Origin of the sequence: Actinomadura xylanilytica (genome assembly GCF_030283145.1) — a bacterium.
Taxonomy (GTDB): domain Bacteria; phylum Actinomycetota; class Actinomycetes; order Streptosporangiales; family Streptosporangiaceae; genus Spirillospora; species Spirillospora xylanilytica.
Window position 1 is genome coordinate 1,290,237 of the sequence record NZ_JASNWE010000003.1, and the last position, 26,543, is coordinate 1,316,779.

General features: G+C 71.9%; 24 protein-coding genes. 15 read left to right on the forward strand and 9 right to left on the reverse strand.

Annotated elements, in window-relative coordinates; all coding sequences use genetic code 11:
* Positions 1 to 80 precede the first annotated feature (80 nt).
* The gene (locus QP090_RS23510; RefSeq protein WP_285941297.1) at positions 81 to 662 is read right to left on the reverse strand and encodes an HhH-GPD-type base excision DNA repair protein; all 582 of its coding nucleotides are present in this window, start codon (positions 660 to 662) and stop codon (positions 81 to 83) included.
* Positions 663 to 1,048: 386 nt separating this feature from the next.
* On the opposite strand from QP090_RS23510, the gene QP090_RS23515 reads away from it, so the two are divergent.
* The 6 genes from QP090_RS23515 to QP090_RS23540 all read left to right on the forward strand — a co-directional run bounded on the left by QP090_RS23515 (position 1,049) and on the right by QP090_RS23540 (position 8,080).
* On the forward strand, positions 1,049 to 2,569 hold the full coding sequence (locus tag QP090_RS23515; protein ID WP_285941298.1) for a hypothetical protein: 1,521 nt from the start codon (positions 1,049 to 1,051) through the stop codon (positions 2,567 to 2,569).
* A 100-nt stretch (positions 2,570 to 2,669) separates the two neighbouring features.
* A complete protein-coding gene (locus QP090_RS23520; RefSeq protein WP_285941299.1) occupies positions 2,670 to 4,220 on the forward strand; it encodes a TY-Chap domain-containing protein in 1,551 nt (516 codons plus the stop codon).
* Positions 4,221 to 4,281: 61 nt separating this feature from the next.
* Entirely contained in the window at positions 4,282 to 5,970 is a 1,689-nt protein-coding gene (locus QP090_RS23525; protein WP_285941300.1) for a TY-Chap domain-containing protein, read from the forward strand.
* On the forward strand, positions 5,967 to 6,335 hold the full coding sequence (locus QP090_RS23530) for a UCP033725 family protein (protein ID WP_285941301.1): 369 nt from the start codon (positions 5,967 to 5,969) through the stop codon (positions 6,333 to 6,335). Before QP090_RS23525 ends, QP090_RS23530 begins: the two co-directional genes overlap by 4 nt.
* A 279-nt stretch (positions 6,336 to 6,614) precedes the next feature.
* Complete coding sequence (locus QP090_RS23535) at positions 6,615 to 7,235, forward strand: 5-oxoprolinase subunit B family protein (protein WP_285941302.1); 621 nt, start codon at positions 6,615 to 6,617, stop codon at positions 7,233 to 7,235.
* Entirely contained in the window at positions 7,232 to 8,080 is an 849-nt protein-coding gene (locus tag QP090_RS23540; protein ID WP_285941303.1) for a 5-oxoprolinase subunit C family protein, read from the forward strand. The genes QP090_RS23535 and QP090_RS23540 overlap by 4 nt, the downstream gene beginning before the upstream one ends.
* A 69-nt stretch (positions 8,081 to 8,149) precedes the next feature.
* Here QP090_RS23540 and QP090_RS23545 read toward each other — a convergent pair whose 3' ends face one another.
* Together QP090_RS23545 and QP090_RS23550 are read right to left on the reverse strand one after the other, a co-directional pair.
* Entirely contained in the window at positions 8,150 to 8,848 is a 699-nt protein-coding gene (locus tag QP090_RS23545) for a histidine phosphatase family protein (protein ID WP_285941304.1), read from the reverse strand.
* A gap of 66 nt (positions 8,849 to 8,914) precedes the next feature.
* Positions 8,915 to 9,523, reverse strand: coding sequence for a TetR/AcrR family transcriptional regulator (locus QP090_RS23550; RefSeq protein WP_285941305.1), 609 nt, complete (start codon positions 9,521 to 9,523; stop codon positions 8,915 to 8,917).
* Between the two features lie 123 nt (positions 9,524 to 9,646).
* Between QP090_RS23550 and QP090_RS23555 the strand changes: the two genes are divergently transcribed.
* Entirely contained in the window at positions 9,647 to 10,882 is a 1,236-nt protein-coding gene (locus QP090_RS23555) for an MFS transporter (RefSeq protein WP_285941306.1), read from the forward strand.
* On the opposite strand, the gene QP090_RS23560 is transcribed toward QP090_RS23555, so the two are convergent.
* Positions 10,870 to 11,613 carry an SDR family oxidoreductase gene (locus QP090_RS23560; protein WP_285941307.1) on the reverse strand — a complete coding sequence of 248 codons (744 nt, stop codon included), beginning with the start codon at positions 11,611 to 11,613 and terminating at the stop codon, positions 10,870 to 10,872. The two genes, QP090_RS23555 and QP090_RS23560, sit on opposite strands and share 13 nt — an antisense overlap.
* A 223-nt stretch (positions 11,614 to 11,836) precedes the next feature.
* On the opposite strand from QP090_RS23560, the gene QP090_RS23565 reads away from it, so the two are divergent.
* Complete coding sequence (locus QP090_RS23565; protein ID WP_285941308.1) at positions 11,837 to 12,445, forward strand: TetR/AcrR family transcriptional regulator; 609 nt, start codon at positions 11,837 to 11,839, stop codon at positions 12,443 to 12,445.
* A gap of 109 nt (positions 12,446 to 12,554) precedes the next feature.
* Here the strand turns inward: QP090_RS23565 and QP090_RS23570 are convergent, their stop codons facing one another.
* Together QP090_RS23570 and QP090_RS23575 are read right to left on the reverse strand one after the other, a co-directional pair.
* Entirely contained in the window at positions 12,555 to 13,628 is a 1,074-nt protein-coding gene (locus QP090_RS23570; RefSeq protein ID WP_285941309.1) for a winged helix DNA-binding domain-containing protein, read from the reverse strand.
* A 96-nt stretch (positions 13,629 to 13,724) separates the two neighbouring features.
* Positions 13,725 to 16,364 (reverse strand): AAA family ATPase, encoded by a 2,640-nt coding sequence (locus tag QP090_RS23575; protein ID WP_285941310.1) that lies wholly within the window; start codon positions 16,362 to 16,364, stop codon positions 13,725 to 13,727.
* 269 nt (positions 16,365 to 16,633) lie between these two features.
* Here QP090_RS23575 and QP090_RS23580 point away from each other — a divergent pair, with 269 nt between their 5' ends.
* The 6 genes from QP090_RS23580 (at position 16,634) to QP090_RS23605 (ending at position 21,981) form a co-directional block, all read left to right on the forward strand.
* A complete protein-coding gene (locus QP090_RS23580) occupies positions 16,634 to 17,572 on the forward strand; it encodes an ABC transporter ATP-binding protein (RefSeq protein ID WP_285941311.1) in 939 nt (312 codons plus the stop codon).
* Entirely contained in the window at positions 17,569 to 18,300 is a 732-nt protein-coding gene (locus QP090_RS23585) for an ABC transporter permease (RefSeq protein ID WP_285941312.1), read from the forward strand. Before QP090_RS23580 ends, QP090_RS23585 begins: the two co-directional genes overlap by 4 nt.
* A 10-nt stretch (positions 18,301 to 18,310) precedes the next feature.
* Positions 18,311 to 19,585 carry a sensor histidine kinase gene (locus QP090_RS23590; protein ID WP_285941313.1) on the forward strand — a complete coding sequence of 425 codons (1,275 nt, stop codon included), beginning with the start codon at positions 18,311 to 18,313 and terminating at the stop codon, positions 19,583 to 19,585.
* Positions 19,586 to 19,661: 76 nt separating this feature from the next.
* Positions 19,662 to 20,267 (forward strand): response regulator transcription factor, encoded by a 606-nt coding sequence (locus QP090_RS23595; RefSeq protein ID WP_285941314.1) that lies wholly within the window; start codon positions 19,662 to 19,664, stop codon positions 20,265 to 20,267.
* Between the two features lie 260 nt (positions 20,268 to 20,527).
* Complete coding sequence (gene rnhB, locus QP090_RS23600) at positions 20,528 to 21,223, forward strand: ribonuclease HII (protein WP_285941418.1); 696 nt, start codon at positions 20,528 to 20,530, stop codon at positions 21,221 to 21,223.
* Positions 21,224 to 21,351: 128 nt separating this feature from the next.
* Positions 21,352 to 21,981, forward strand: coding sequence for an endonuclease (locus QP090_RS23605; protein WP_285941315.1), 630 nt, complete (start codon positions 21,352 to 21,354; stop codon positions 21,979 to 21,981).
* Positions 21,982 to 22,049: 68 nt separating this feature from the next.
* On the opposite strand, the gene QP090_RS23610 is transcribed toward QP090_RS23605, so the two are convergent.
* The 3 genes from QP090_RS23610 to QP090_RS23620 all read right to left on the reverse strand — a co-directional run bounded on the left by QP090_RS23610 (position 22,050) and on the right by QP090_RS23620 (position 25,109).
* Entirely contained in the window at positions 22,050 to 22,715 is a 666-nt protein-coding gene (locus QP090_RS23610; RefSeq protein WP_285941316.1) for a nitroreductase family protein, read from the reverse strand.
* 225 nt (positions 22,716 to 22,940) lie between these two features.
* Positions 22,941 to 24,497: a TerD family protein gene (locus QP090_RS23615; protein WP_285941317.1), complete on the reverse strand. Its 1,557-nt coding sequence runs from the start codon at positions 24,495 to 24,497 to the stop codon at positions 22,941 to 22,943.
* Between the two features lie 273 nt (positions 24,498 to 24,770).
* Complete coding sequence (locus QP090_RS23620) at positions 24,771 to 25,109, reverse strand: SbtR family transcriptional regulator (RefSeq protein WP_285941318.1); 339 nt, start codon at positions 25,107 to 25,109, stop codon at positions 24,771 to 24,773.
* Between the two features lie 188 nt (positions 25,110 to 25,297).
* Here QP090_RS23620 and QP090_RS23625 point away from each other — a divergent pair, with 188 nt between their 5' ends.
* A complete protein-coding gene (locus tag QP090_RS23625; protein WP_285941319.1) occupies positions 25,298 to 26,512 on the forward strand; it encodes a hypothetical protein in 1,215 nt (404 codons plus the stop codon).
* Positions 26,513 to 26,543 lie beyond the last annotated feature (31 nt).

The window sequence follows — 26,543 nt, forward strand, 5'->3', positions numbered from 1 at the left end:
AGCCGCGCCGGGAGGGTCGCGGTTGATAGGCGAGAGTCCTGGTACGCCAGGGTCTTGGCATACCGGCGCGCCGAGGGCGGCTACTTGTTCGCCTTGGCCGCGGCCTTCATCTCCTGCTTGAAGGCGCGGACCTTGGCGAGGGACTCCGGACCCGTGATGTCGGCGACGGAGCGATGCGAACCTTCGTCCCCGTACGAACCGGCCGCCTCACGCCAGCCGTCCGGGTGCACGCCGTACTGCTTGCCCAGCAGCGCGAGGAAGATCTGTGCCTTCTGTTTGCCGAACCCCGGCAACGCGTTGAGGCGCTTGAACAGCTCCTTGCCCGAGTCGACGTCCCGCCAGACGGCCTCGGCGTCACCGCCGTAGTGCTCGACCAGGTACTGGCAGAGCTGCTGCACGCGCTTGGCCATCGACCCCGGGTAGCGGTGCACCGCAGGCTTCTCTGACAGCAGCGCCACGAACCGCTCCGGGTCGTACGCGGCGATGTCATGGGCGTCCAGGTCGGCGGCACCGAGTCTCTGCGCGATCGTGTAGGGCCCGGAAAAGGCCCATTCCATCGGGACCTGCTGGTCGAGCAGCATTCCGATGAGCGCGGCGAGAGGGCTGCGCCCGAGCAGGTCGTCGGCCTCAGGCCGCTGTGCGAGATGAACCTTGATGGCCATGGTCCCCACCTTAGATCTGACAGATCCCCTACATACGGCTCCCCTACATACGGCCGCAGGGACGGCGGGTCGTGCTGGGCATGCTCGGCCTCGGCGCCCGTGACGGCGGCGCCTCTGCACGTGTCCGGCGACTCAGGAGGACCGGGGCGGAATCTATGGAACACGGGCCGGGCGTGTCTGACGCTCACACAAAAGGCGTTTAGCTGGGGCGCCACCGAGTTCCCGGGCGTCCCATTTCGGCCTTCCCCGATGTCCTGGGCGTCGTACGGCGCCGAATCTGAGAGGCTAGGTGCGTGAGTCCCCGCAGCCGCCACCGTTCCTCCGGGGATCCAGCGCGGGATCGACGCCCGCCGCCCTCGGACGAGGTCTTCGCGATCTTCGATGGGATGCTGCGCCATGCCCGGGAACTGCTGGCCGTGCGCAGCCCGCTCGACGCGGAGCTGATCGTCAGCGAGATCCTCGGCTCCTGGTGGGGGCACCGGGTCGCGGGCGGGGACGTCGAGCAGGTCATCGGCGAATCGCTGGTCGACCACGCCCGCCATGCCGGCACCCCTGCGGCGCTCGCGCTCCTCACCGGCATGGCCTACCTGGGCACCCCGCGCCAGGCGGCCAAGGCCGAACGCGCGGCCCTGGAGCTGATGGGCCGCGGCGTCGCCCGCCCAGGCTGGGCCGACCGCATCGGGATGGTCACCCCCGAAGAGTGCTTCGTCTCCCGTGACGTCTACGACGACCAGGATTCGGTCGTGTGCACCTACACCTACGGTGGTGCCGAGCGGCACGCCCTGGTGGTCCTGGTCGACCGCAACAAGGCGGGCGCGGTGCGGCAGCACGGCGACCTGAGCGCGCGGGCGCCGTCCAGCGGGATGGTCCGGGACGCCTGGGTCTCGTCCCAGGTCGACAAGCTGCTCGACCACTGCCGCAGGGAGGGGCGCGACAACCCGCTGATGCGGTTCGAGCAGCTCGACCCGCGCGACACCAAGGCCATGCTGCGCAGCGCCCTGGCGCTCACCGACGAGACCGACGACCCGCCGGTGAACGAGAACTTCGGTTCCTACCATGCCTTCGTGCGGGCGCGCGTGGGCGTCCTGCCGCCCGGCGGCCGGACGCCTCAGCCCCCGATGTACGGCCGTGACCGGCGGGCCACGATCGCCGCCCGGTTCCTCGCCTCGAGCGAGGCCGAGGACCTCTCGGACCGTTCGGCCGCGAGCCACTGCGTCGACCGGATCATCGACTACGGCTGCGCGCACGACTTCGGCCGCCCCCTGCGGGTCAGCCCGATCAAATGCGAGATGTTCCTGCTCGACTGGCTGCCCCGCAAGGTGCTGCTCTCCGCCTCCGAGCAGGAGGCCGTGCCGCACGTGCTGGCCGCCTGGGTGCGGTGGGCGGGCAAGCGCACCGGGCTCCCCGAAGAGGGCGTCCGGGCCACGCTCGACGCCGTCTGGGACGCCACCGCCAAGTTCGCCGAGGCGTACCGCGACCCGTCCGCCTTCGGGCTGGACCGCGACCTGGTCGACCGGCTGCTGCCCGACGGCGAGATGGAGGCGCTGCCCCGCCGGGCGTTCGCGTTGCCGTTCCTGTCCGGCACGCACCGCCGGTCCGGCGGGCACGGCTCGGTCGACCTGTCCGCCCTCGACCCGGCCGACACCGCCGACCGGCGCATCATGCTCGAGTTCGAGCATCCCGGAGCCGCCGAGGAGCATCTTGACGCGCACGAACGGCTGACCGTGCGGCTCTGGAACGGCGACCCGCCGCAGCTGTGGGAGACCGCCCAGGCACTGCTGGACGTCGGGTTCGAACGCCACGAGATCCTGCACAGGCTGATCGAGGTGCTCGACCGCTGCGGCCACGACGCGCGGGAGCTCCGGAAGGCGCTGCGTGTCCTCCGTCACGAAGCGCCGCCCGAGTGAACTCCCGGTTTGCCAGAGGCGTCCACGACGACAATCATCGGAATCTCGGGCATCGGTCTCGCGGGGGCCCGGGGGTCGCCCCCGGTCATAGGGAGTGATCTTGTTGGAGTGGTCCGAGTTCGCCCGGCGCCTGGGGCGTGAGCTGGCGAGCCTCGAACGGGACACCATCCTCATCGTGCGCGAGCGCGACGAGAGCCGCCACTACGTCCAGGCCATGCGCGAGCCCGACCGGCTCTACGCCGAGGCGGTCAGCAACAACTTCCTCGACGGCCCGCTGCTGCTGACGCTCGCCGACGAGGAGGTCATGAGCGACGCCGGCTGGCGCCCGCCCGCCGACCCGGCGCCCCGCAACTGGTGGACCGAGCTGCCCGACTCCGGCGCGGACGACGGCATGCACGCGGTCACGTCCGCCGACTACGGGCGGCTGGCCGACGTGATGGTCACCGCGCTGCGCGACGTCCAAGGCGTGCGGCGCCCGTCCGACCTGGTGTACGAGTCGTTCCACCGGCACGGCAACGGGCTGATCGAGCTGCTGGACTTCGGCATCGACACCGCCGACCCGTCCCGCGTCACCAAGCGCCGCTCCTCTGCGGCCGACATGGCCGAAGCCGCCGGAACGCCGCACGATCCCGTCCCGCTGCCTGCGGAGCCTCCTGGGGGCGTCCCGCCTGCCGACGGTGTCCCCCAGGCCGGAGAGTCCGTTTCGCCGTACGGGGGCCTTCCCGGGCTTGCACCAGTGCCCAGCCCGCGGCCGTCCGCCGACCCCCTGCCGGTGGCCGATCCACTGCCTGGGGCCGATCCGGTGCCGGTGCCGGTGGCAGAGACCGCCGGGACGACGGCTGAAGCCGACCTCCTGGAGGCGCGCCTCGCGGAGGCCAAGCAGCGCGGCGACCACACCACCTACTTCGAGCTGCTGCTCAGCGCCGACCTCGTGCTGCCCTCGAACGGCCGTCCTGAGGAGTCCCCGGAGGGCGGCGGGCTGCCCACGATCACGATCGGCTCCGGCACGTACGCGACGGTGTTCACCTCGCCTGGAGCGCTCGCGCGCGCGGGCGGGCAGCAGCCCGCCCCGTACCGCCGCACCTCGTTCACGCGGCTCGCCACCGGCTGGCCCGATCCGGACTGGCAGCTCGCGATCAACGCCGGGCTGCCCAGTGAGATCCACCTCGACGCGGCCGCCATCGCCCGGCTCGACGCGACCCAGCGGGCCGCCGCACCGGAACCGGTTCCCGGGCGGGCCGCCGCACCGGAACCCCTTCCCGAACCGGCTGCCGGGATCGACCCCAAGGATCCGTTCGAGCGCGGGACGGCCAGGCCGCATCCGACGCTGGAACCGCCCGTCCGCGAGGCCGGCACCCACGCCACCCACGCCGAGCCCCACACGGCGGTCGACGCCTTCACCGTCGCCGACCTCAACGCGGCGGTCGAGTCGGGCGGCGTCCCGGCAGCGCCCCTGGCGGCGCCGACCGTGCACCCCGAGCCGGCACCGGCCGCGCCGCAGACCCCGCGGATGCGCCCCCCGCACGGCACCCGGCTCTGGCACTGGCCCGGCGACGGCGAGCCGCCCGCTCCCGCGGCGGTCTACGACGCCATCGGCAAAGTCTGGGCGCCGGTGCGCGCCGACGTGGTCCCGGCTCCCGGGGCCGAGTGAGCCGCGCTCCGCTACCGTCGAGTAACGGCACCCCGACCATGGACGCGAGAGTTGGATCCGATTGGACTGGAACGACTTCGCCAAACGGCTGACCCTCGAGCTGACCCGCCTTCCGGTCAGGTCGTTCCTCATCGTGCAGGGGTCCAGCGGGCTGCCGTACGTGCAGGCCATGCGATCCGACGGGGCCCTCGACGCCGAGGCCGTTGCCAGCGTGTTCCTCCCCCGGCCGCTGTCCTCCCGGCAGGAGCGGCGGCTGGCCGCCCTCGGCTGGGAACGGCCCGACGACGGCGACCGGCAGAACTGGTGGCACCACATCGTGGTGCGCGAGCGGGGCGGCCGGTCCACCACGGCGGACCTGCTCGAGGAGTGCGCGATGCTGGCGGGCCGGATGACCGGCGCCTTCAGGGACGTGTACCTGGTCGGCTCGCCGCTGGAGCTGGTCTACCAGGCGAGCCGCAGCGGCCCCGACGAGGGTCCGCTCGCCCTGCCCGGACTCGGGATCCCACTGGCACTCCCTGAGGAGGACGAGCCGGCCGAGTCCGCCGATCTGGAGTCCATCCTCGCGTCCGCGCGCGAGCGAGGCGACCAGGACGGCTACCTGGGGCTGATCGCCAAGGCCGTCCTGTACCTACCCTCGCCCGGCGACCCCGGCGCGGCGGACCACCAGTACGCGACCGCCCGTTTCGGCGACGGCACGTTCGTGCTCGCGTTCACCTCCACCGACGCGATGGCGCGGTCACTGCGCGGCCAGGCCGTCAACAACCGGTCGGCGTCGTTGGCGGACCTCGCGCGCGACTGGCCTGATCCGAACTGGCAGCTCGCGATCAACCCCGGCCTTCCCAGCGCCGCGTACCTGGACGCGAGCGTCCTTCTGTACCCGCTGGACGCGCCCCGCGACGGCGACGCTGCGCCCTCTTCCGGCCATGGCCAGGCTCCCCGTCCGCCGGGTCCGGCGTCCAATGGGCGCGGGACGCACTCGGGCCCCCCGTCCGGGCAGGGCTCGCACCGGTCCGCGCCGGGCGGTCCGCAGGCGAAGCGCGGTCCGCACACGCCGCAGCACGGCGCAGGCTCAGGCGGACGACTCGGGGCGCACGCCTCCAGTACCGGCGTCGGCTCCCCCGCTCCTGGAACGGACGCCCCGCTCTCCGAGCAGCCCTCGGCTCCGCGAGACCACATCGCGCCCCCGCCTGCACAGGGAGCGCAGCCTCCCGTGCAAGGGGCGCGGGCAGTTGAGTCCGGGCGGGGCGCGGCGGCCGGTCTGGTCGTCATGCAGAAAGTCATCCGGCCGGAGCACGTGCCGCACTATCTGGACGGCGGCTATGACCTGGTCGCCGGATACGTGCACCGGCTCCAGGACGTGCGGGAGATGAACTCCCCCGCGCGGCTGGTCCGCGGCCTCGGTCTGATCTACCAGGGGTCGCCGTTCTCCACCGGCGACGAGGCGATCCACGTGATCCGGTGGCCGGCCGTGAAACCGCCGCTGTTCCGGAGGCCGCTGGGCGGCATCGACGAATGGAGCATGGGCATCATCCCGGGCGGCTGGGTGATCGAGAAGGCGCCGTTCCCCGGGTCGGGCTACGCGCCGGGCGACGGTCCGCCGGTTCCCGAGTTCAAGACCGACAGCCAGCGGCTGCCGCACGGCGCGAGAATGTACCGGCTGAGCCGGTCGGGGACCGAGACCCTGCTGGCCGTCTTCGATGGCGATCAGCGCCGGTGGATCGGCCATCCGGCGGCAGGAGGGCGGGCATGAGCATCCGGCACGGGTTCTACGCGGGCTGGCGCGGCTCCGACTACGAGGCGAGCCCGGACGGCGACCGGGTGCGGCTGTATCGGACGCGGCCCGCCGAGGGCTTCGCCCCGGTCACCGCGGGCAGGTACGTCCGGGTCGTGGCCGCGGCGGAGGTCGACCACCTGTCGTACGTGAGCACCTCGTGCACATGGCGCGGGGAGCCGTTCGTGGTCCTCGGCGAACATGACGAGTGGCTGCGGGTCGAGTACAGCGGCGGGAAGGCCCCGGTGGCCGAACGGCTCGGGCTCGAGGGGTTCGACCGGGGGGTCTACCAGGCGTGGGCGCCCCGGGCCGAGATCGAGGACATCCACGAGAAGACCGCCTGAGGTCGACGAGGGCGGCCGTACCGAGGTCCGGCCGCGTCGATGTACGAGCCGGCGTCAGCACGGGCTCAGCGGCGCGCTGGGGGCCGGGACGGTGACCTTGCGGGCGGAAGCGGGGACACTGCGGGGAGGGGCGTCGCCCGGGGTGGGCTCGCCGTGATCAGGTCCGGGGGATCGGTGGTAGATCTGAGGCATGGCGGTCATCGGAATCAACGCCGACCTGGGCGAGGAGCCCGGCACCCGGGTGCCCGGGGGCGGCCCGGCACCGTTCGGCGAGATCGCGTGAAGGTCCGGCGGGCCGGCGACACGGCCCTGCTCGTGGAGACCGCCGACCTGGCCACCGCGCACCGGCTACACGCAGCGATCCGCGCCGCCGCGCCGCGCGGTGTCATCGACGTGGTTCCGGGTGAACGCACCGTCCTGGTCGTCGCCGACGCGCGTCAATGCGACCTCGGGCGCCTGGCCGCATGGCTGCCCACACTGCCGCTGCCAGAGCGGCCGGACGACGGCATGGCCCCGGTGGAGATTCCGGTCGTGTACGACGGCGAGGATCTGGACGAGGTCGCCGGGCTCACCGGCCTGTCCCGCACGGAGGTCGTCCAACGGCACACCGCCGCCTCCTACACCGTGGCGTACCTGGGCTTCTCTCCTGGCTTCGGCTACCTGACCGGTTTGGACCCCGCACTGCACGTGTCCCGCCGCGAGTCGCCCCGCACTGCGGTGCCGGCCGGTTCGGTGGCCATCGCCGGACCGTATGCCGCCGTGTACCCGTCGCGGTCACCGGGCGGATGGCGGTTGCTCGGGCGCAGTCGGCTCCCGCTGTGGGACGTGACCCGCGATCCGCCGTCACTGCTCCAGCCCGGCGCGCACGTCCGTTTCGTCGCCGACGAGGAGGCCCGTTGATCGAGGTCGTCCGGCCCGGTCCGCTGGCGACCGTGCAGGATCTCGGCAGGCCCGGTCACGCGCACCTGGGCGTGCCGTGTTCAGGGGCGGCCGACGGGCGCGCGTTCAGGCTGGCCAACCGTCTCGTCGGCAATCCTGAGAGCGCGGCGGGGGTGGAGTTCACCGTCGGCGGTGGCGCCCTGCGCTTCCGGCGTCCCGCCTGGGTGGCCGTCACGGGCGCACCGCTTCCCGTGCGGATCGACGGCCGCGCGTGCGGCATGAACGCGCCGTGTCGCGTCTCTGTAGGCGGACTGCTCGAACTCGGCCATCCCCAGTTCGGCCTCCGCAGCTATCTGGCGGTGCGCGGCGGCATCACCGTGGACGAGGTCCTCGGCAGCCGCGCCACGGACCTGTTGTCCGGTCTCGGCCCCGCGCCGCTGGCCGAGGGCGACCGGCTGCCCGTCGGGCCGACTGCGGGCCTGGAGGACATCCTGGTGGACGCCGCCCCCGTCGTCCCGCTGCCAGAGGTCCCCATCCTGCGGATCACGCCCGGCCCTCGCGACGACTGGTTCACCGGCGAGGCGCTGACGTCCCTCACCTCGGCGACGTTCGAGGTGTCGCCGGAGAGCAACCGCGTGGGCGTCCGCCTGACCGGCCCGCGCCTCGAACGGGCCCGCGAGGGGGAGCTGAGCAGCGAGGGAATGGTCACCGGAGCGCTTCAGGTGCCGCCCAGCGGCCTGCCGATCATCGTCCTCGCCGATCATCCGACGACGGGCGGCTACCCGGTGGTCGCGGTCCTGGCGTCGGCCGACGTCCCCATGGCCGCCCAGCTACGTCCCGGACAGCGGATCCGCTTCCGCGCCTGACCGTCCGTCACAGTGCGGGCCGTTGGGCCGGCAGCCCCTCTCGGGTACGGGACGTGGGGACGGCCCAGGTCAGGTGAGGGCGCCAGGGGCGGGGTGGTCCAGGTGGGCGATGTCGTTGAAGCCCCGAATGGACAACTGCCCTTCGAGCACCACTATCCGGGAGATCGATCCGTTGTCTGGGGCGAGGAAGGCGAACGGGCGGGAGCCGGTGGCGAGGGCGAGTGCCTGCGCGATGACGCCACCGTGGGTGAACGCCGCGACGCGCCCGCCTGGATGCGCGCCGGCCATCCGCTCCAGGCTCTCCCGGACGCGGCGGGCGAACTCCTCACCCGGCTCGGCCCCGGGAACCACGTCCCAACGTTCCTCCGCCCACATGCGCTGCGCGATCGGATCGTTCTCGGCGACCTTCTTACGGAAGAGCCCACCCTCCCACTCCCCCAGGTGCACCTCACGGAGCCCCGCCTCCACGGCGGGCGTGAGGCCGAGCCGCTTCGCCAGCGGCGCGGCCGTCTGGGCGGTGCGGCGCAGCGGGGTCACATAGAGCGCGTCGAACGGCTCGGCGCCGAGCCGTTCGCCCACCTGCGCGGCCTGCTCGCGCCCCTCCGGGGCGAGGTCGGGATCGCCCTGCCCGTCCACCAAGGGGAACGGGATGTCCGGCCGGGCGGGCCGGGAGGCGCCGTGCCGGATCAGCAGCAGTTCGGTGGCGCCGGGCGGCGCCTCGTAGCGGGTCTGCCGGTACTCTTCCGGCGCGTCGTCCTGGGGGCTCACGCGTCGCACCCTAACCGGTGGCCCGAACGGGAGGGACGCCACTCCCCCGGTCCCAGACGCGCCGGTCTAGCGGGCCGGACCTGCGAGGGCGCGGTGCAGGAGGTCCAGTACGTCCGCGACGACCTTGTCCACGTCGATGGGACCACCGGCGGCGATGAGGTCGTCGAGCAGCCCGTCCACACCGTGGTAGACCATTCGCAGGGTCGCGGCCGGATCTCCGGCCTGGAGGGCACCGGCCCGCGCGCCCCGGCCCACGTACTCGCAGATGAGGTCGATCACCCGCTGGTTGGCCTGCTTGCAGATCTCCAGGGCCTTGGCGTTGGCGGACCCGTACACGATGCTGTGCAGGTCGGCGTTGCGCACCGCGTGCCCGACCAGTTCGGTGAACAGCCGGTCGAGCGTCGGCCACCAGTCGCCGCCCTCTTCCAGGATGTCCTGCGCGGTGGACGCGATCGCGTCCACGTAGCGTTCCCAGAGCGCCCCGAGCAGATGGTCCTTGGACTCGTAGTAGAGGTAGAAGGTGCCCTTGCCTATGTCGGCGGCGGCGGCGAGATCGCCGATCGTCGCGGCGGCGAATCCGATGGAGCCGAAGACCTCCCGCCCCCCGCGCAGGATGTCCTCCCGCCGGTCCATCGGGCTCTTGGTCACCCGCCTGCGCCGCACTTGAGCACCCATGACGCCCTCCCCCATCACCGTCGACGCTATCCACCCTATCCGGGTGACCGCCGTTCAGTCAGTTGACTGACCGCCGGTCATTGGGATTGACTGACCGTCGTTCAGTCACCCGGGAGGACCGCGATGACCTTGATCGATTCGACCGCCGACGCACCGCCGGGCGGCCCGAGGCCCCGGCCGGCCTGGCGGTTCTGGGGCGCCGCCTACGCGCTGGTGGTCCTGCTGGCGGGCACCAACATCCCCACCCCGCTCTACCGCGGCTACCAGCGGGAGTTCGGATTCTCGCCGCTGACGGTCACCCTGATCTTCGGCGTCTACGTCACGACGCTGATCCCGGCCCTGCTGATCGCCGGGCCGCTCTCCGACGCGATCGGGCGCCGCCGGGTGCTGCTCCCGGCCGTCGGCCTCGCGGCGATCGGCACGCTGACGTTCGCGCTCGCGGACGGGACGACCTGGCTCTTCGCGGCCCGCGTCCTCCAGGGCGCGGCCATGGGCGCCGCTTCAGGCGTACTCACCGCCGTCCTGACCGAGCAGGAACCGGGCGGCGACCGGCGCCGCGCCGCGCTGGTGACCACGGCCGCCTCGGTCGGCGGCATGGGCGCGGGTCCGCTGCTGTCGGGCCTGCTCGCGCAGTATGCCCCCGCCCCGCGAGTTCTGGCGTACCTGGTGGAACTCGTCCTGCTGACCGTGGCGGCCGTGGTGGTCGCGGCCATCCCCGAGCAGCGGACGCGAACGCCGTGGCGACCCCGCAGGCCGAAGATCCCCGGCTCGATGCGGCGGGTGTTCGCGACCGCGGGGACGGCCAGCTTCCTCGCCTTCATGGTGAACGGGCTGTTCCTCACCCTGGTCCCGACGTACGTCGGGACGCTGTCCGGCAGCGGCAACCTGGCCTTGAGCGGGGGCGCCGCCACACTGATGCTCGGCTGCTCCGGCATCGCCCAGGTCGCCGCGTACGGGAGGCAACCGCAGCCGCTGCTGACGTCCGGCCTGGCACTGCTGGCCGGCGGCCTCGTCCTGCTCGCGGTCGCGGGGTCGGCCGCGTCCCTGCCCCTGATGCTGGTCGCCACCGCCGGCGCCGGCGCCGGGCTCGGGCTGACCTTCCTCGGCGCCCTGACCGAGATCAACCAGACCGCGCCCGCCGACCGCCGCGCCGAGGTGACATCGAGCTTCTACGTGATCGTCTACCTCGGCGTCGGCGTGCCTGTGATCGGCGTCGGCTTCCTGGCCACGCAGACCGGACTACTTCCGGCCGTGCAGTGGTTCGCGTGCGTGGCCGCGGCCCTCTGCCTGCTCCTCCTCACCGCCCTCGTCGTCCGGAACCGCCGCGACAGATCCGGGCCGGGCCGTCAGGCCAGGTAGCCGCCGTCGATGGTGAGGACGGTCCCGGTGATGTAGGAGGCACCCGGGCCGGCGAGGAAGGCCACGCCCGCGGCGATCTCCTCCGGCCGGCCGAAGCGGCCCAGCGCCTTCAGAGCACGTTGCGCGTCCGCGAACTCCCCGTCCGGGGGGTTCATGTCGGTGGCGACCGCGCCGGACTCGATGACGTTGACCGTGATGCCGCGCGGGCCGAGGTCGCGCGCCGCGCCCTTGGTGTAGCCGACGACAGCGGCCTTGGTCGCCGCGTAGTCGGCCATGCCGGGGAACCCGGCCCGGCTCGCGAGGGTGGAGCCGAGGGTGATGATCCGGCCATCGTCCCCGATCACACCGGCGGCGGCGCGGATGGCGGCCACCACGCCACCGATGTTGACCTCGTACAGGCGGTCCTGGGCGACCGGGTCGTCCTGCGGCTCGCCGAGCACCTCCCGATGGGACACCCCCGCGTTGTTGACCAGCACATCGAGCCCGCCGAAGTCCGTCGCGACGGTCCCGACGAGCTCCGCGACCTGGCGCGGGTCGGCCTGGTCGGCCCGGTACGACGCGGCACGCCGTCCCATCGCCTCGATCTCGGCGACGACCTCGCCGGCCTTCCCCGCCGAGGCGGCGTACCCGATCGCCACGTCCGCGCCCGCCTCGGCGAGCGCACGGGCGACCGCCGCCCCGATGCCTCGCGACCCGCCGGTCACCAGCGCGACCTTGCCCTTGAGCGTCATTGCGGCCTCCATTTATGTACCGATCAGTATTCAATGGAGGAGAGTACTATATCGATCAGTACAAAAAAAGACGGGGCGCCTCGGCGCGGCCGCCCGGGGGCCGCATGGTCCCCGCATTGCGCGACGATGTGTGATCGGCACGCACGTGCGTGCTCAGGTGCGGACGCGTGGGGACGGGGAGGCTGCCGGAGATGACGCGGCGACCGGTGAACGAGGTGGACCGATGAGCCAGGGGAGGCCGCGCGAGTTCGACGTCGACGAACGGCTCGACCGCGCCATGGAGGTCTTCTGGCGGCAGGGCTACGAAGGCACGGCCCTGTCCGACCTCACCAAGGCGATGGGAATCAACCGGCCCAGCCTGTACGCCGCCTACGGCAACAAGGAGGCGCTGTTCCGTCGGGCGTTCGACCGCTATCTCGACGGCCCGGCCTCGCATGTCGGCTCGGCGCTCGAACAGCCGACGTCGCGCGCGGTCACCGAGGCACTGCTCCGAGGCGCGGCCGATGTCGCCACGACCGCGGACGGACCGGACGGCTGCCTCATGGTGCAGAGCGCGCTGGCGACCGGAACGCAGGGCGCGCCCATCAGAGCGGAGCTGGCCGAGCGGAGGCGCGCGAGCGAACGGAGACTGGCCGAGCGCTTCGAGCGGGCACGCGCCGAGGGCGACCTGCCGCGGTCCGTCAACGCGGAGGCTCTGGCCCACTATGTCTGGTCGATCTCGTACGGCCTCTCCGTCCAGGCCACCGGCGGAGCCACCCGAGAGGATCTGCACCGCGTCGTCGACCTCACCCTGAACGCGTGGCCCCCTGGAGAGCGGCCTCCCGAACCGTGACCTTGGTGGCGTGATCTCCGGGAGGCGGCACCGCTCAAGGAGGCGCTGTTCCAGAGCCACCCAGCCCAGAAGACCCACGGCGCGGACCCTCTCGGCGCCGCCGGCGGCGTCAGGACGGGAGCAGGGGGCGCAGGCGGGCGATCTCGGCCGCCAGGGGCGCCGCAGGGACGTCCTCGAACGTGGTCACCACGACGTCGCCGTCCTTCGGTTCCCAGACGCCGGCGACGCGTCCCTCGTGCAGCAGCACCGGCGAGATCCAGCCGGCCTTGCGGCTGACCTCCCCTCGGTGCTCGGCCGGGATCAGATGGGTCTCGGACGTTCCGGCGCCGAGCACGTACTGGTCGAACGCGCCGAGCAGCCGCACCGAGCCGGTGGGCTCGGTGGACAGCAGTTCGTGCAGGTGGCCCGACAGCAGGTGCATCTGGACGCCCTCGACGTCGATCGTCGCCAGGTCGTCCCCGGCTCCGGCGAACCAGCTCTTCACGTCCTTCTTCCGGCTGCCCTTGCGCATCAGCCAGTTGTCGAACATGTCGGGGGTCGCCGGTCCGTGCGCGCCGAGGAAGGCCCGGACCACCGTGCGGGCGGCGTCCTCGACCGGTGGCGGGCCCGTCCAGCCCGGGAACCGGTGCTCGGGCGCGGCGAACGTCACCCTGCTTCCCTGGGACGGCCCGTGGCAGAGCACTCCCCACCAGGCCAGCGGCTTGAGCAGGACGCCCCAGCCGGAGCCGAGCAGCTCGGCCAGGTGCGCGGAGCCGGTCTCGGCGACGATGGCCGCCGACAGTTCTTTGCGGGTGAGCTCCGCTCCCCCTGCCAGCGCGGTCGTGGCGGCCTCGGCGATCGCCTCCAGATCGGCGGGCGTGGCACCGAAGTTCTTCTGCCAGCTCCCCTTCTCCCAGTTGCGGATCGTCGCGCACAGGGCGAGGTAGGCGGGCGCCTCGTCGGCGGGCAGCAGGTGAAGCGTGCCGCGCATCGCCCAGGTCTTGACGAGCGACCGCTCCTCCCAGAGCGCATGCGCCACCCCCGGATCGGGTCGCCGCAACCTGACGGCCACGGCGAGCTCGGCGGACGAGGCGACCTGCGCCTGCACCCCGGCCAGCCGCCGGACCACCTCCCGCGCCGTCACGTCACCGACCCTCACGTCGCCCGCCGCGGCGCCGGCGGGGGCGAGGAACTGCCGCCTCATCCTCCACGCCAGGACCTGTGGCCACGACACCCGGTTCATGTCCCCGAGTACACCGCACGGCACCGACAGAACGGCCCGCGGCCGTGTCCTGCCCGGTCAGGCCAGGCGGTGGCTGAGTTCGGCGAACGCGTCGCGGACGTCGTCGGGGGTCAGGACGGTGAGGTCGGCGGTCGTGGCGGCGGTGCCGAGCCCGGCGGCGCGCAGGGCCCGGCACGCGCAGGCCTTCTCGTACAGGGACCGGGCGAACCGGCCGTTGCCGAGCTCGTCGATGCGCCCGGTGCCGCAGACCCGCTGGAACACCAGCGCCAGGTCGTCCAGCGCCCGTTCCTCCCACCGGTCGCCGTCGTGCTCGGCGATGAGCTGCGCGATCCGCAGGAGCTCGTCGGGACCGTAGGAGGGGAAGTCGACCCGCACGTCGAAGCGGGAGGCCAGACCGGGGTTGGACGACAGGAACCGGTCCATGTCGGCCTCGTACCCGGCGAGCACGACGACCAGGCGGTCACGGTCGTCCTCGGCGCGTTTGAGCAGCGCCTGGACCGCCTCGGCGCCGAAGGCGTCGCCGCCGGAGTAGCCGGGGTTGCTCAGCGCGTACGCCTCGTCCACGAACAGCACCCCGCCGAGCGCCGAGTCGATCACCTTGTTGGTCTTGAGGGCGGTCGCGCCGAGGTGCTCGCCGACCAGGTCGGCCCGCTGCGCCTCGACGACCTCGGGGCGGGCGAGCAGGCCGTACGCGGCGAAGATGCGGCCCAGCACGCGCGCGACGGTGGTCTTGCCGGTGCCCGGGGGGCCGGTGAAGACCAGATGGCGGGTGGGCGGTCGGGTCACCAGGCCCTGCTCCTGCCGCATCTGGGCCACCTGGAGCTGCGCGGCGATCTCGCGTACCTGGCGTTTCACCGGCTCCAGCCCGATCAGGGCCTCGAGCGAGCCGAGGGCTTCGTCAAGGGTCGGCGTGTCGGCGTAGCCGCGGTAGCGCTCGGTCACCTCGGCGAACGCCGCCTCGACGTCCTCGGCGCGCAGCGTCACCAGGTCGTCGGCGGTCGGGCTGCCCGCCGCCCCCGGCGTCACGGCGCCGACCACCCGCACATCGCGTGCGCGCGCGGCGGCCTCGGTCAAGGACCGTACGAAGCGGCCGTTGCCGAGCTCGTCGACGATGCCGCGCCGTTCCACCTCCTCGAACCGGACGGCAAGTCTGCGGCGCGCCTCCTCGTGCAGCCGGTCCTCACGCAGCCCGGTGTGGTAGTCGGCGATCCGCAGCAGTTCTTCGGGACGGTACGAGGGGAAGTGCACGCGGGTGCCGAACCGGGAGGCCAGGCCGGGGTTGGAGTCGAGGAATCCCGCCATCTGCGCCTCGTACCCGGCCAGGATGATCACCAGGTTGTCCCGGTCGTCCTCGGCCCGCTTGAGCAGCGTCTGCACGGCCTCGTCGCCGAACCGGTCGGGCTGGCCCTCGGCGGCGTTGACCAGCCCGTACGCCTCGTCGATGAACAGCACCCCGCCGAGCGCCGAGTCGACCAGCCCGTTGGTCTTGATCGCGGTGGCCCCGAGGAACTCGCCGACCAGGTCCGCGCGGTGCGCCTCGACCACGCTGGGGGCCGGCAGCAGCCCGAACGCGTAGAAGATCTTCGCCAGGACGCGCGCCACGGTGGTCTTGCCGGTGCCGGACGGGCCGACGAACACGAAGTGCCGCATCGGCTTCTCGGTGGGCACCCCGGCGGCGGCGCGCAGATGCGCGGCCTCGATGGACGCGGCGATCGATCGGACCTGGCGCTTGACCGGCTCCAGTCCGATCATGTTCTCCAGTTCGGCGAGCGCCTCCGCGACCGATAGTGCCGGTTCCTCGCCCTCCCCTGCGCGCGCGGGAGGGGGCGAGGGCGCGGACGTGGCGGTGCCGATATCGGCGGCCTGCGCGGCTGCCCGCTCGTCATAGGCGGCCTGCGTCGCAGCGGGCACTCCCGCCGCATCACCGTCGGTCGGCGCTCCGTCCGGACCGTCGCCGTTGAGGGGACCCGGCCCACCTCCCGCTCCCCCTCCAGGACGCCGGTCGAACCGGTCGAACCGGCCCGGGCGATCCGTGCGGTTCCGCCGGTTGCGGTCGGACGGATTCTTGCGAGGCGACGCCATCCCGTCCCCTTTCGGACTGGACTGCTCCTGTACCCAACCGGTCTCGTACGCCTCCGCGGGCACCGAACGCCGGGCCTGGTTCCAGCGGTAGGCGAGCACGACCAGCGCGGCGATCCACGCGGGCGCGACGTTCAGCTCCGGCAGTAGCGGCGCCGCCGCAGCCGTGGCCACACCGCCGACGCCCAGGGCCAGCAGCGCGGTGCGCCACGGCGCGTACCCGCGCAGCCGCAGCGCGACGAACGCGACCGGCAACGCGAGGAGCGCAAGCAGCAGGGCGGGGCTCAGATGCAGCCGGTGCGCGTGCTCCGGGAACAACCGCCCCAGCGGAACCGCCAGGGCCGTCCAGCAGACGATCACGCTGACGACGGCCATTCCCGCGGGAGAACGCAGGATCAGATGCACGGCGGCCAAAAGGATGACGGCGAACGCGGCGGTGCCGAGCACGGGCCCGTCCAGCACCACCATGGCCGACAGGGCGAGCGCCACCACGAGCAGCCCGCCGAGAAAGCGCAGACCCGCCGGCACCTGGAAGTAACGCGACCGCAGGCGCTCGAAGAGATCCCGCGCCGCGGTGCCCGCCGCGGGACGAGAACGGGATCTGCCAAACAAAGCCATACAAGGCGAGTAAAGCGCAGGACCCGCCTCAACGGGACTCCCCGGCACGTGTTCGTTGCCTCTTGACCCAGGTCCGAAACGAAGATCGTCAAGTCGCCGACCGCCACATCCGGGACATATGTACTGGCCAGGAGTGGATGCCCGGCCCTGCCCCCGGAACAGGCCCGGCTCCTAGCGTGATCGGCATGACAAAGATCGATTCGCGTCCCCCCGCAGGGACGGTGCCGCCCGGCGACGGCGCCCGGCCCGGCGGCGCCATGACGTCCGCCGTGACGTTCACCGGCGTCGTCAAGAACTTCGGGACGGTGCGGGCCGTGGACGGCCTCGACCTGCGACTCTCTCCCGGACGGACGGTGGCGCTGCTCGGCCCCAACGGCGCCGGCAAGTCCACGGCGATCAGCATCCTGCTCGGCCTCATCCCGCCGGACGAGGGCGCGGTGGAGGTCCTCGGGAGAAAGCCCGAACGCGCCGTACGGGACGGGCTCGTCGGCGCGATGCCACAGAGCGGACGCCTCATCCCAGGGGTCACCGTAAAGGAACTCGTCGGATTCGTAAGACGCTCGTACGCCGCCGCCGTACCCGATGTCGCCTTGCCCTCACTGGCGGAGCTTCTGGAGACCGCCCGGATCACCGACCTGGAAGGACGCCGCGCAGACCGCCTCTCAGGCGGCCAAGCCCAACGCGTCCGTTTCGCCATGGCCGTCGCCGGCGCCCCAGAACTCATCGTCCTGGACGAACCGACGACCGGCATGGACATCGAGTCTCGCCGGGAGCTGTGGACGAGCATCCGCGCGTACGCCGAAAGCGGCAGCACCGTGCTGTTCTCGACCCACTACCTGGAAGAGGCCGACGACCACGCCGACCGGATCGTCGTAGTCGACCGGGGCCGCGTCATCGCCGACGGGACGAGCGAGCAGATCAAACAGCGTGTGCCGGGACGGACCGTCAGCTTCGACCTGCCCACCGTCCATGAAACGGATTCCCGAGTCTCCTATGAGAGCGCGTCCACGGCGGGCGTCGCGCTGGACATGCTGCCAGGGGTGGTCAGCTCTGAAATCCGCGGAACGCGCGTCCGGCTGCACACGACCGACTCCGACTTGACCGTTCTGGCTCTGGCCGAGTCCGGCCGCATCCGCAATTTGGAGGTGACGGGCGCCGGTCTGGAAGAGGCGTTTCTCACCCTTACCGGCAATGGAGAGAACCGATGACACTCGCCTACATGCGTCTGGAGATGGTGCGGCTCCTGCGCGATCCCGGCTACCTGGTGATGAGCCTGATCTCACCGTTGTTGATGTACCTGGTGTTCACCAACCTCGACCTGGGCGGGCAAGGCGACGGCAAGGCGGCCCTGTACTCGATGGTGGGGATGGCCGGTTTCGGCGCCGTCGGGGCTGTGATGGGCAACGGCGTCTCCATCGCGGAGGACAAACCGCTCGGCTGGATCCGTCAGCTCAGGCTGCTGCCGCTGGGGCCGGTGCAGGTCGTCGCCGGCAGGGCCCTCTGCGCGATGGCCGTCACCCTTCCCCCGATCCTCTCCGTCTGCCTGTCCGGCGCCGTGGTGAACGGGGTGTCGCTCGGGATCGGCCAGTGGGCCGCCGTGATCGGGCTGCTGTGGCTGGGCATCGCGCCCATGGCAGCACTCGGGATCGGCCTCGGGTACCTGCTGACGGCCCAGCAGGCCCAGATGGCTGGGTTGGTCTGCTACATGGGACTCTCGCTGCTGGGCGGGCTGTGGTTCCCGATTTCGGAGTTCCCCGGGTGGCTGGCGCACATCGCGCAGGCGACCCCGATCAACCGCTATGGCGAGTTGTCCTGGCGGGCCGGCGACGGGCACGGCCCGACGCTCCTCGGAACCGTGGTGCTGGCGGCATGGGCGGCGGCCTTCGTCGCGTTCGCGGCATACGGCTTCCGATGCTCGACCCGAACGGCGGTATGACGGTCCTGCCATGCCGGACGGCACCTGGCCAGGGGCACCGGCGACACGCGTACCGTTTCCCCGTGAACAAGGTGACAGGGACGTGAACGGTTCTCAGGCCGGGTCGGCACGGCGGCGTCCCCGCCTGGATCTGGAGAAGGTCGACCGGAGTGGGCCGGGTCCGCAGGCGTTCTGCTTCTGGATGGTCATCCTGATCTGGCCCCTTGTGGGAGTGGTGCAGGGCAAGGAGCGTCCGGCCTGGCTGGCGGCGCTCATGCTCGCCGCACTGGCGGGCCTGTACCTGTCAGCGATCCTGACAACGTTCAACGCTCGGTTCCCGCTACGCGTGCCAGTCCTGCTGCTGCTCGCCCAGTCGGCGGTCACCTCGGCGGGAGCACTCACGTTCGAGGACCGCTGGTTTCTGACGTTCCCCCTGCTGGGGCTGGCGACCGGAGTGCTCGTCGGCCACCTTTCCCGTAGCGGCGAAGGCCCGGAATTCACCATGCTGCTGGGGATCGGCGGCGTGACGACGCTCTGCCTGCTGGTCGCCTGGGCCGACGGTCAGACCATGAACGCCATACTGGGAAACACGTACGGCACCATCACGGCCGGCCTCGTCAGTGCCATCATCGTGCGGCTGTTCCTGGTCGTCGGGATGCTCCGCGACGCACGCGAGGAACTCGCCGACGCCGCCGTGGCACAAGAACGACTCCGGTTCTCCCGCGACCTGCACGACCTCCTCGGGCACACGCTGTCGCTCATGGTGGTCAAGGCCCAGGCCGTACGTCGGATCGCCGAACGCGACCCACGACTGGCCGCCGCACAGGCGACCGACATCGAAACCGTCGGCCGGGAGGCGCTCACCGAAGTCCGGCAGGCCGTCAGCGGCTACCGGGGCCGCGGGCTGACCGCCGAACTGGACGCCGCACGAACGGCACTGAGCGACTCGGGAATCGAGGTCACCGTGCGGCGCGCGGGCCCCCCGCTCCCACCCGAGCCGGACGCGCTGCTCGGCTGGGCCATACGGGAAGGCGTGACGAACGTGATCCGGCACAGTCACGCCCGCCACTGCGAGATAACCGTCCGGCACGACGACGGTCGCGCCCAACTGGAGATCCACGACAGCGGCGCCGCACAGGGCACTCCGCCACCTGGCCGGGGAGTCCCGTCGACCTGGCCGGGTGGACATGGGCTGCGCGGGCTCACCGAACGCATGGACGCGGTGGACGGGACCGTCGAGGCCGGCCCGGCCGCCGGGGGCGGATACATCCTCAAGGTCACCGTCCCGATCGGCGCAGCGGCGTAAAGCGAGCCGGGTCCCTGGCGACTCGCGTGCGGAGCGCACCCGCGCCGGCCATGAGAATGGGGCGGGGAGGAAACACGTGATCAGAGTTCTGCTCGCCGAGGACCAGGGCATGATGCGCGGGGCGCTGACGCTGCTTCTCGGGCTCAAGGACGACATCGAGGTGGTGGCGGAGGTCGGCGACGGCGCGGAGGCCGTGACGGCCGCCCTGCGGACGCGACCGGACGTCGCCGTGCTCGACATCGAGATGCCCGGCCGCAGCGGGCTGGACGTCGCCGCCGATCTACGCCGCGACCTGCCCGCCTGCAAGGTCCTGATCGTCACCACCTTCGGCAGACCGGGCTACCTGCGGCGCGCGATGGAGGCGGGGGCGAGCGGCTTCCTGGTGAAGGACGGTCCGATCGAGGATCTGGTCGACGCCATCCGGCGGGTGCTCACCGGCGCCCAGGTGGTGGATCCCGCGCTCGCCGCCGCCGCGCTCTCGGTCGGCGCCAACCCCCTGACGGTCCGTGAGCGTGACGTCCTCACCGCAGCGGCGGACGGGGCGACGGTCGCCGACATCGCGCTGCGCCTGCACCTGTCGGAGAGCACGGTCCGCAACTACCTGTCTGCGGCGATCGGCAAGACCGGCGCCCGCAACCGGATCGAGGCCGTGGGCACCGCCCGCCACAACGGCTGGCTCTGACGACCGCGGCCTCCGACCGCGCCGGATCCGGGCGCGCCTGGTTCCGGACGCGCCTGGTCTGCGGCACCCTACGATCGGCGGGGACATCTCGGCCACACGATCGCCGCCTTCGTACGGGAGCTTCCTTGACCGACCCGACCGGCGCCCTCCCGGGCCTGGACGCCGCCCCAACGTCAGCGCCTTCAGCGTCATCGGCGCGTTCGTCGGCGCCCCCTGTTCCGCCGGGCCCGTCCGGCTCGGCGCGCGCGGCCGGTTACGCGATCGAGGACGAGCTGCGCGCGGGAATCCTCACGGAGGGCCGGCGGATCCGCATCGCCGGAGTCGACGAAGTGGGCCGCGGCGCCTGGGCTGGGCCGGTCGTCGTCTGCGCGGCGGTCACGGATCTGACCCCGCCGCCGCAGCTCCCCGGGCGAGGGAAGCGGACCATCGCCCTGACCGATTCCAAGCTGCTCACTGAGACGGCGCGCGGCGCGTTCGCCGAAGTGCTGCCGGCCTGGCTCGACTCGCACGCCATCGGCGCGGCGTCCCCAGAAGAGATCGACGAACTCGGCATGACCGCGGCACTGCGCCGCGCGGCCGTGCGCGCCCTGGAGGCGCTTCCCGAACCGCCCGACGTCGTGATCCTGGACGGCGGGCACGACTTCCTGCGCCGTCCCTGGCGGGTGCGGTGCGAGATCAAGGCCGACCAGCGTTCCGTCACGGTCGCCGCGGCGTCCGTGCTGGCCAAGGTGCACCGCGACCGGCTCATGGCGGATCTGGCCCCGCGGTTCCCGGCCTACGGCTTCGCCGACAGCGCCGGATACCCCTCGCCCGTCCATCAGAAGGCTCTGGACGAGCACGGACCGACGCCGCACCACAGGATGTCGTGGTCGTACCTGGACGACCTGCCCCGCTGGCGGCATCTGAAGAAGCACCGCGACCCGCTCGCCGGTGAAGGCCAGCTCAGCCTCATCTGACCCGTTCCAGGAATTCTTCCGACCGGCGCCCAGGGCGTACTTCCAACCAGATTTGACATGATTTGATGCTGTTTCTGGCCTGTTTCCGTCCTTCCCGGGTAAGGCGCGGACGATGGGAGGTACAGGCCATGAACACCGTTGTGAAGACGTTGTTGAACGAAGCGGACGGGACCTTCGCCGCAGAGGCCGGGATCCCGCTGAAGGACCAGCCGGCGGCACTGTTCAAACTGCTGGTTATGGCGAACCTGCTCAGCACCCGGATCTCGACGGGCATCGCCATGAACGCCGCCCGTGAACTGTTCAAGGCAGGTGGTGGCACTCCACGCGGGATGACGAACCTGACCTGGCAGCAGCGAGTGGACGCGCTGACACGCGCCCACTACCGGAGATATGACGAGGGCACGGCGACTCGTCTGGGCAGCATGGCGGAACTCGTACAGCAGAGGTACGGGGGCGACCTCCGCCGCCTGGCGGCCGAAGCGGAACACGACGTGGGGCGTACCGCGAAGCTGCTCAAGGAGTTTCCCGGTATCGGCCCTACAGGGGTCGACATCTTCTGCCGGGAGGCGCAGGCGATGTGGCCCTGGCTGCGCCCCTACCTGGACCCCTTGTCGGTCAAGGGCGCCGAGCGGTTGGGCTTGCCCACCAGCCGGAAGCGGCTCGCGTCCGAAGTGCCCAGCAAGGATCTGGCCCGCTTCACCGCCGACCTGGTCCGCGCGGCCCATAGCAAGCAACTCGTCGACACGGTCAAGAGCTGACCCACGTCCCAGGGCCCCTTCCCCTGGCCGCGGAGTCGCCGCAGCCAGGGGAGGACCGCACCTCTAGGTCAAAGGCGGATGGTGACCTCGTCCACCGGCTTACGCGTGATGTCGGGGACCATCGCGTCGTCAGCCGGGTAGCCCACCGGAATCACCACGTACGCGCGCTCTTCTCGAGGCCGCTCGCACACCTCGTTCAGGAAGCGCATAGGGCTCGGCGTATGGGTCAGCGTGGCCAGTCCGGCCTGATGCAATGCGGCAAGCAGGAAGCCCACGGCGATACCGACCGATTCCTTGACATAGTAAGGTCGCGGCGTACTGGGTCCCTTGTGCACCTCGAACACCACGATGACGGCCGGGGCCTCCTCCAGGAACGGCTTGCGCCAGTCGGTGCCGAGCGGAGCCAGCGCTTCCAGCCATTCCGCTGAGACGCGCCGCTCGTAGAAATCCCGTTCCTCGGCCTCGGCCGCCTCCCGCAGCAGCCGCTTGCGCTCAGGGTCGGTGATGACCACGAACCGCCATGGCTGCAAGTTGGCGCCGCTCGGCGCGGTGGCGGCCGCCCTGATCGCATGCTCGACGATCGCGAACGGCACCGGCCGGGAGGAGAAGTCGCGGACGGTGCGGCGCAGCGTCATCACATCGGCGAAGGCCTCGGCGCGGGCGGTCGCCTCTGAACCGGGCACGTCGAATCGGGGTGCGGGCACAACCGGGTACGGCCGCTGTTGGAGAGTCATGGACCCGTTACTACCGCGTGCACCCACCCGGAACAAGCAGCAGGATCAGCCAAGGTTCGGGAGGCGATCCCACAGATTCCCACGCCACCGGTTTCGCCGGGCCATCAAGCGTGAGCGCCTTCGAACCCGAGCGCCTTCGAGGCCACGCCGCCGCCCGCCTGGACGACGCACGGCCCGGGGCACACGCCTCCGCGTGCTCCGGGCCGTGTCGCCGTCGTCAGGCGGTCAGTCCTTGCCGCGCGAGGCGACCCACTCCAGGTTCCAGTTGTACGCCTGGTCGACCGACATCTTGCCCCAGCGGGGACGGCCGGGCGGCGGCATGACGAACCGGCCCTCGCGGCGCACCACCAGCTCGCCGCCCACGTTCTCGATGAGGGCGAGCACCGCGTCCCGTGAGGCGTCGGCGCAGTCGTCCATGCGCATCTCGATCGGCGGCGAGCCCACCGGGAACAGCGTGGCGATCGCGTCCAGGCCGCGGAAGTCGTCGGCGCCGTCGTAGATCTCGGCGAAGACCAGGATCCGCTTGAACTCGGCGGTGTGGTCGAGGTTGATCGTGAGGTTCTCGCCGGCCTCGGCAGCACCGGTGCGGTCGTCCTTGTCGAGCAGGACGAACGGGGCCCGGTCCAGCGCGCCGAAGTCGCCGAGCGCGTGGATGATGCCCTTGCGGCCGTCCTTGAGCTCCCACAGGCAGCACAGGTCCAGGTCAAGGTCGACGCCGCGGCGGCGCTTGCCGAGCCGCCCCTTGGCGACACCCGCGCGGGCGGTCCAGTTGAGGTTGACCCGCATGTGGCCCGAGGTGGCGCCGTGCTTGGTGAGCGACACCGACGGTGAACTCTTGGTAAGGGAGATCGCGCCTCCCCGCCCCTGCGGCGGAGGCGGAGCCGCCCCGGCCCCGCTCTGCGGCTGGGGGGCGAAGGGCTGGCCGGGCGCCGGAGGCGGAGCGAACTGCCCACCGGGCGGCGGCGGAGCGAACTGGCCACCGGGCGGCGGCGGAGGCGGAGGCGGCGTGTACTGGCCACCGGGCGGCGGGGCCGGCGCGAACTGCCCCTGCCCCGGAGCAGGCGGCGGAGGCGGCGGGGCCGGCGCGAACTGCCCCTGCCCCGGAGCAGGCGGCGGAGGCGGCGGGGCGAACTGACCGCCAGGGGGCGGAGGCGGCGGCGCGTACTGCTGCTGTGGGGCGGCGGGCTGCTGCGGCGCCGGAGGCTGGACCGGAGCGGCCGGCTGCGGAGGGGGCGGCGGCGCGGAGCTCTCCTGCGGAGAGTCGTCGACCGAGATACCGAAGTCGGAGGCGAGACCGCCGAGTCCCGAGTCATACCCCTGGCCGACCGCACGGAACTTCCACGCGCCCTGGCGCCGGTACAGCTCGCCGAGCACGAACGCGGTCTCCGACGTGGCGCCGACGCTGTCGAACCGGGCCACCTCCGTGCCGGCCGCGGCGTCCACCACGCGCACGTACAGGCCCTGGAACTGGCCGAACGTCCCGCCGTCCGAGGAGGCCGCGATCACGATCCGGTCGATCTGGCCCTCCACCCTGGCCAGGTCGACGGCCAGCACGTCGAGCACGGTCGGCCCCTGCTGCTTGCCCTCATGGCGGACCGCCCCAGAGGTGTGGGCCGGCTGGTTGTAGAAGACGAAGTCGTCGTCCGACCGCACCCGGCCCGTCTCTGCGAGCAGCAGCGCGGAGGCATCGGCATCGGGCACCCCCGGACCGGCCTGCCAGCCCAGCTCGACCCGTACCGAAGGAACCGGCACCGGGGTGTTGGCACCCTTCTGCAAAGACATGAACGCTCCTCTTCGTCATCCGACATCACCAACCTACGGGCAGTCGCCCGGCCCTGCGACCTGCCAGCGGGCATCCACGTTCACAGCGGAAAGGCCGCCCTCTGAGCCAGACGGACGGAACCCGGCCCGAGTTCCGCCGAACCCGATCGCATTACGGAGAGCAACCGCATCACCACTGGTCGTGCCGTCCCAGACGGGACTCGGGACGGCTGGACGCCGTGGTCACGACGGTCATCCGCGCGCGGCTCGCGACCTGGTGGCTCGGGCACGGCGTCAGGTCTGGGCGGCCGGTTCCGAAGGCGCGGCTCCCGGGGCGCCGAGGAGCGGCGGCTCACCGGGCAGCGGGGCCGGCACCGGTGTGCGCAGCCCGTCCAGCATGATCTGGAGGTTGCGTTCCCACTGCCGGTCACCGGCATGCAGCCCGATCGTGTGGTTGCCGGTGGACACGCCGGTGAGCAGGAACGCCACGTCCTCCCAGGCCACGTCCATCCGCATGGCGCCGGAGCTCTGAGCGCGCTCGACCAGCAGCCGGATGCGGTCGCGCAGGTCGGACCGGGCGTCGCCGAACCTGCCGCCGAGGGCCTCATTGACCACCTCCGCGAGAACGGCCACACGTTCGAGCGCGGCCGGACCCCCTCGCCTGTACACGATCCACGAGAGGCTTGGTGATCGATATTCGTCGTCTCGTTGGGGAGGTCGCGGTGAGAACCGAGTCGTATGAGATCAGCGCGTTTCTGGGGCATGAGGGAGCGACCGCGCAAGAGGCGGGCTCGCACCCCGTGCGGGAATGGGACGATCGCATGGCCGTTCCCGCACGTGCTCACCTGCTCGATCGCTGGCTGGCCGACGACACCGCCCGCCCTCCGGCCCTTCACACCGACAGGCGTCACGGAGACGCAGCGGACGGGCTGAACGTGCCCGTGCTCGTCGCCCACGGTCTGTTCCCGCTCATCGACCCCGCGCGCCGGCTGAACCGGGAGCCGCTCGCCTGTCGATCCGTCCCGGTGGAGGAGGTCGCCGGCCTCGTCCACAGTGCCGTGCTCAGCTCGGTCGAGCGGATGTCGCCGCGCGTCGAGCTGATGCTCAAGGAGCTGAACGGGGCGATCGTCGACAGTGATCCGGCCGAAGCGGCGCTGGTGACGGTCGCGGATCCGGACACGGGCGAGGCCGTCGACGGCGAGGTCCACGCGGTGCTGTCCTTGGGTGACGAGCTGATCCGCGTCAGCGTCGTCGCTCCCGGCGCGGACCAGGTCCGTGTCGCGGCCGACCCGGCCTGCTCGTTCGCCGGCCACTGGTGCGACCGAGGGCATCCGCTCGCGCCCGATCAACACGACATGGCCGAGGCCCGCCTGCGGGCCGTCTGTGCCGGGACCGTCCTCCAGGCACTGCTGGGATGCGAAGGACATGCGGCGTTCAAAGTCGGCTGGACGCGCCACGGGCTCTCCCCCGGCGCGCGCGGGGAGAACGCCCTGGACTCCGTGCGCACCTGGTGGGGTGAGACCCCGTGGAACCACGAGTACGTCGATGACCTCTTCACCCACTACGACTCGCATGCCGACGGGCAGAACACGCCCGTCTCGGACGAGGAGTTCGACGAGCTGTCCGACACGGCGGCCTGGGTCGAGAAGGAGTGCGTCTCGCTCGGTGGTCCGACGGCGTCGAGCCGATCGGGGCCATGGACGTTGAACGACGGAATGCACCTCCTACAGATCGCCGGATTCTCCGAGGAGGTCGCCCACCTGCGCACCGCAGCCCACGACACGGCCGTATCCGCCGTGGGGGCCGCTCGGGCCGCGCTGGCCCCCGAACTCTTGGACGAACTGGTCAGCGCCCCCATCGAACGAATCGGCGGGGCGGAAGGCCACCTGATGCTGTGGGCCGACGCGGACACGGACGGCCGGTTCTGGCGGTCCCCCGACGGAGAGGTCGACGTCTACGACGACCCACGCCGCCTGCTGGCCGTCGGAGCGACCGAAGCGCTGTACCTGAGGTTCCAGGGGGAGACGGGCGCATGATCGTCCAGCAGAGGGCCCGCTGCCCGGCCGC

What these genes read in the sequence shown, in the direction of transcription:
- QP090_RS23565 (WP_285941308.1), top strand. Translation starts at nt 11,837, where the DNA reads ATGAGCCAGGGGAGGCCGCGCGAGTTCGACGTCGACGAACGGCTCGAC.
- QP090_RS23605 (WP_285941315.1), top strand. Translation starts at nt 21,352, where the DNA reads ATGAACACCGTTGTGAAGACGTTGTTGAACGAAGCGGACGGGACCTTC.
- QP090_RS23610 (WP_285941316.1), bottom strand. Translation starts at nt 22,715, where the DNA reads ATGACTCTCCAACAGCGGCCGTACCCGGTTGTGCCCGCACCCCGATTC.
- QP090_RS23530 (WP_285941301.1), top strand. Translation starts at nt 5,967, where the DNA reads ATGAGCATCCGGCACGGGTTCTACGCGGGCTGGCGCGGCTCCGACTAC.
- QP090_RS23590 (WP_285941313.1), top strand. Translation starts at nt 18,311, where the DNA reads ATGCCGGACGGCACCTGGCCAGGGGCACCGGCGACACGCGTACCGTTT.
- QP090_RS23560 (WP_285941307.1), bottom strand. Translation starts at nt 11,613, where the DNA reads ATGACGCTCAAGGGCAAGGTCGCGCTGGTGACCGGCGGGTCGCGAGGC.
- QP090_RS23575 (WP_285941310.1), bottom strand. Translation starts at nt 16,364, where the DNA reads ATGGCTTTGTTTGGCAGATCCCGTTCTCGTCCCGCGGCGGGCACCGCG.
- QP090_RS23555 (WP_285941306.1), top strand. Translation starts at nt 9,647, where the DNA reads ATGACCTTGATCGATTCGACCGCCGACGCACCGCCGGGCGGCCCGAGG.
- QP090_RS23570 (WP_285941309.1), bottom strand. Translation starts at nt 13,628, where the DNA reads ATGAGGCGGCAGTTCCTCGCCCCCGCCGGCGCCGCGGCGGGCGACGTG.
- QP090_RS23615 (WP_285941317.1), bottom strand. Translation starts at nt 24,497, where the DNA reads ATGTCTTTGCAGAAGGGTGCCAACACCCCGGTGCCGGTTCCTTCGGTA.
- QP090_RS23550 (WP_285941305.1), bottom strand. Translation starts at nt 9,523, where the DNA reads ATGGGTGCTCAAGTGCGGCGCAGGCGGGTGACCAAGAGCCCGATGGAC.
- QP090_RS23515 (WP_285941298.1), top strand. Translation starts at nt 1,049, where the DNA reads ATGCTGCGCCATGCCCGGGAACTGCTGGCCGTGCGCAGCCCGCTCGAC.
- QP090_RS23625 (WP_285941319.1), top strand. Translation starts at nt 25,298, where the DNA reads ATGGCCGTTCCCGCACGTGCTCACCTGCTCGATCGCTGGCTGGCCGAC.
- QP090_RS23585 (WP_285941312.1), top strand. Translation starts at nt 17,569, where the DNA reads ATGACACTCGCCTACATGCGTCTGGAGATGGTGCGGCTCCTGCGCGAT.
- QP090_RS23510 (WP_285941297.1), bottom strand. Translation starts at nt 662, where the DNA reads ATGGCCATCAAGGTTCATCTCGCACAGCGGCCTGAGGCCGACGACCTG.